Origin of the sequence: Streptococcus sp. 1004_SSPC (assembly GCF_001069025.1) — a bacterium.
Classification (GTDB): Bacteria; Bacillota; Bacilli; order Lactobacillales; family Streptococcaceae; genus Streptococcus; species Streptococcus vestibularis.
On sequence record NZ_JWGQ01000075.1, the window covers coordinates 1 to 3,587 of the forward strand.

Below are 3,587 nucleotides of genomic sequence, written 5' to 3' on the forward strand. Positions count from 1 at the left end.
TTTTTCAGAAATGTAGTGTCGATTGTTAGAGTTGTCCACGATATAGGCATCTGCACGGTAATTCCCTGTATTACCCTTATGCTCACTTGCCTTTATAGTTACACGATAGCTACCATCACTTTGCTTAGTCGCCTTATGCCAGATGAGGTCGTCCTGACCACCAGCCAGACTCCACGACGGAACTAAAACTTCTTTAACACCTAGAGGAGCTGATATATTAGTGATAACGGCGTCAAAAGTACCAGCATTGACGTTGTGATTCTCAATAGCAAAACTTGCTTTGGGTTTCAACTGCTCTGGTGTCTTACCAATAAAGACTTGAGTAGTTGTTCCGCCAACACCCGTCAATTCTCCGTCTTTTTGAACATAATAAAGGTGAACATTATAAAGGCCTGTTGAGTTTTTATGGGCTGAAGCTTTAACATTGACTGTGTAAGTTCCATTATTTTGACGGTCAGCAGTATACCAGATAATGTCATCTTGGCCATTAATTTCTGACCAAATTGGAACAGAGACTGTTCCAACACCATTTGGTGCTTTGACATTAGAGATGACAACATCAAAGCTACCTAAGATTGGGTTGTTATTGATAATTGAGATAACACCACTCAAATCACCTTGAGTTGGATCTGTTTCAATGCCTACATTAGCAGTAAAACGTCCAGTATAGTCAACACTTTGATCGAAGACATGTTTGCCTGGCAAAAGATTAGCTGTCGCTGAGAACTGCCATGCACCAGTTTTACCGTTATAGCGCATATTCTTTGCACTAGTAGCCGTAAGTCTTGCTGATGGATATTGGGCAACCCAGAAGTTTTCAATACCAAATTGAGAGGTAGAAACAGGTCCACGATAGCCTAGATTGTTCTCATCCAACCAACTAGCACTAGTATAGAACATCAAGTTATTGTAACCATGCTTGCGCATTTCATTAACCCATGCTTGAGTGTTACGGTTGATATTAGGAAGCATGTTAGAATCTTCAAAATCGTTAACCATAACAGTGCTCTTTGGAAGGTTAAGTCTTTGTGCTGCCTCGATATAGAAACGAGCCTCTGCACGTGCTTCTTCCTCAGTTGTGTATCGAGAAAAATGATAAGTCGATACTTGGAGGCCTGCGATTTGCGCATTGCTAACCTGTGATGGAGCTTTGGGATTATTGTACCAAGTGTCTTCAGTCAATTTAACGACTACGCCACCCACACCTTGGCGTGCAAGAGCACGGTAATCATCTACACTGATATCGCCATTGTGGCTGCTGACATCAATAAAAGTCTTAGGCTGAACCCTAAGAGTTGTCGAAGGGACATCTGAAGAATTCGTTAATTTAGCAGGTTTGGCAACAGCCTTGTTAGAAGCCTCAGAAGCCGTTGAATGTGCAGAAGCAGTCACACTCTCAGAGCTAACATTTGAAGTCGCTACTGATGTAGACGTAACAGTCGTTGATGAGTTAGCTACATATGTTGATGCAATTGAGGTTACAGCCGCCACACTAGACGTAGGCGCTTCCGAATTTTGCTTAGCAGTAGCTGTAGAGGCAGGGGCTGAAACAGTTGAGCTTGATGTTTCAATAAGTGACGCTTCACCACCCAAAATATTTGCTACGGTTTCAGGCTGATAGTGGTTTCCTTCAGCAATAGAAGGCGCTTGTGTTGCCACTTCATCTGCTTGAGCAACCTGAGTAGTTACAGCCAAGAGAACAGCCGCGCTGGCATAGTAGATAAAATCTTTCGTTCGCATTTAACTTTCCTTTTGCATTTGTAATACTTGAACCATTTTACCACAGAAAAACTCTCATGGAAAGGTTATTATTAAAAAGTTTCTAAATAAAATAGATATATTATAGAATCATAAACAAACTATCTTTCCTGATAGAAAACTATTTAACTTATTATTCGTATTTTTCTCTAAAACTATTGAAAATCCGTAACGATTTTTTAATAAATACAAATGATAATATTTGAAAAAATTCCCGAACATCTATCCGAGAATTTAATTTATCTTATTTACGTTTTGGTGGGTTATGGATGGCTTCTCCAAGTACGTCAGCAAAAGCTTCATACATATTTTCAGAGAAAGTTGGGTGACCATGGATAGATTGCAAGAGCTCATCTACAGTCAGTTCATTTTCCATAATAGTTGATGCTTCGTTAATCAACTCAGCTGCAGCCGGACCAATAATGTGAACTCCAAGGATTTCATGGTATTTCGCATCCGCAACGACTTTAACAAAACCTTGAGCTTCGTTTGAAGCAATAGCACGTCCATTACCAGCAAAGCTTGATTTACCAATGAGGACATCACCATATTTAGCGCGTGCATCTTCTTCAGTAAGACCACACATTGCGACTTCCGGGTGCGTGTATACAGCAGCTGGTGTGTAGTCAAGGTGAGCCTTACGGACATTGCCACGCATAGCATTTTCAGCTGCAACTTCACCCATACGGTAAGCAGCGTGAGCAAGCATCTTAGTTCCGTTTACATCACCCGGTGCATAGATACCAGGGATTGATGTTTCTTGATAAGCATTCACTTTGATACGACCACGGTCTAATTCAAGGTTAAGATTTTCAAGACCATCCAACTGAGGAACACGACCAATTGAAAGAAGGGCGCGATCAGCTACAATCTCTTCACCATTATTGAGTTTAAGGGTCAATTGGTTGTTAGCTTCTACAATCTCAGAAACTCCGACAGATGTCATGATCTTCATACCCTTCTTAGCAAGGATTTTTTGAAGTTCAAGTGACACTTCTTTATCCATAGCTGGAATAATGCGGTCAGCCATCTCAACAACAGTTACTTCTACACCGTATGAAGCATAAACAAGACCAAGCTCGATACCAACAACACCACCACCCATAACAGCAAGTGATTTAGGCAATTCACGTAAGTCAAGAATATCATCTGATGTCATCACAAGTTGTGAATCGATTCCAGGGATATTAATACGTGATACTTTTGATCCAGTTGCAAGGATGATATTACGTCCCTTGATTGTTTCTGAGCCAATAGTAACAGTCTTATCTGGGTTAACTTGACCAAGACCATTGAAAATAGTTACCTTATTAGCCTTCAGAAGACCTTGCACACCACCTGTAAGGGTCTTAACAACAGAGTTCTTAAAGTCAACCGTTTTATCCATATCGATAGTGTAATTTGTTGATGCTAGATTGATACCACGACCTGCAGCAATCTTAAGCCCATCAAGGATTTCTGCATTTTTAAGGTAGGTCTTAGTTGGAATACATCCTTTATTCAAACATGTTCCACCAAATTCAGATTTTTCAACGATGGCAACCTTACCGCCAAGTTGTGCTCCACGAATGGCAGAATAGTATCCAGCAGGACCACCACCAACAACGATAATATCGTACTCATTGTCAGCAAGTGGTGCTTTTTCTGCAGCAGCTGCTGGAGCAGCTTGGGCAGGAGCTTTAGGAACTTCAAGACCAGCTGATTCCAACTGAGCAGTTGCTTCTGCAACATGTTCGCTAGCTGCATTATCAGCCACAACTTCACCCTCTGCTCCAATATAACCAATAACCTCAGTAACTGGTACAGTTTCACCAGCCTGACGGGTAATC

At 41.2% G+C, this 3,587-nt stretch carries 2 protein-coding genes; both read right to left on the reverse strand.

All coding sequences use genetic code 11. The features are described 5' to 3' along the window. Positions 1–1,740, reverse strand: a 1,740-nt coding sequence (locus tag ADF62_RS05810; RefSeq protein WP_048788302.1) for a GBS Bsp-like repeat-containing protein, incomplete at its 3' end; no start/stop codon positions are given. Between the two features lie 262 nt (positions 1,741–2,002). Further along, a partial coding sequence (lpdA, locus tag ADF62_RS05815; RefSeq protein WP_048788303.1) for a dihydrolipoyl dehydrogenase occupies positions 2,003–3,587 on the reverse strand: 1,585 nt, incomplete at its 5' end.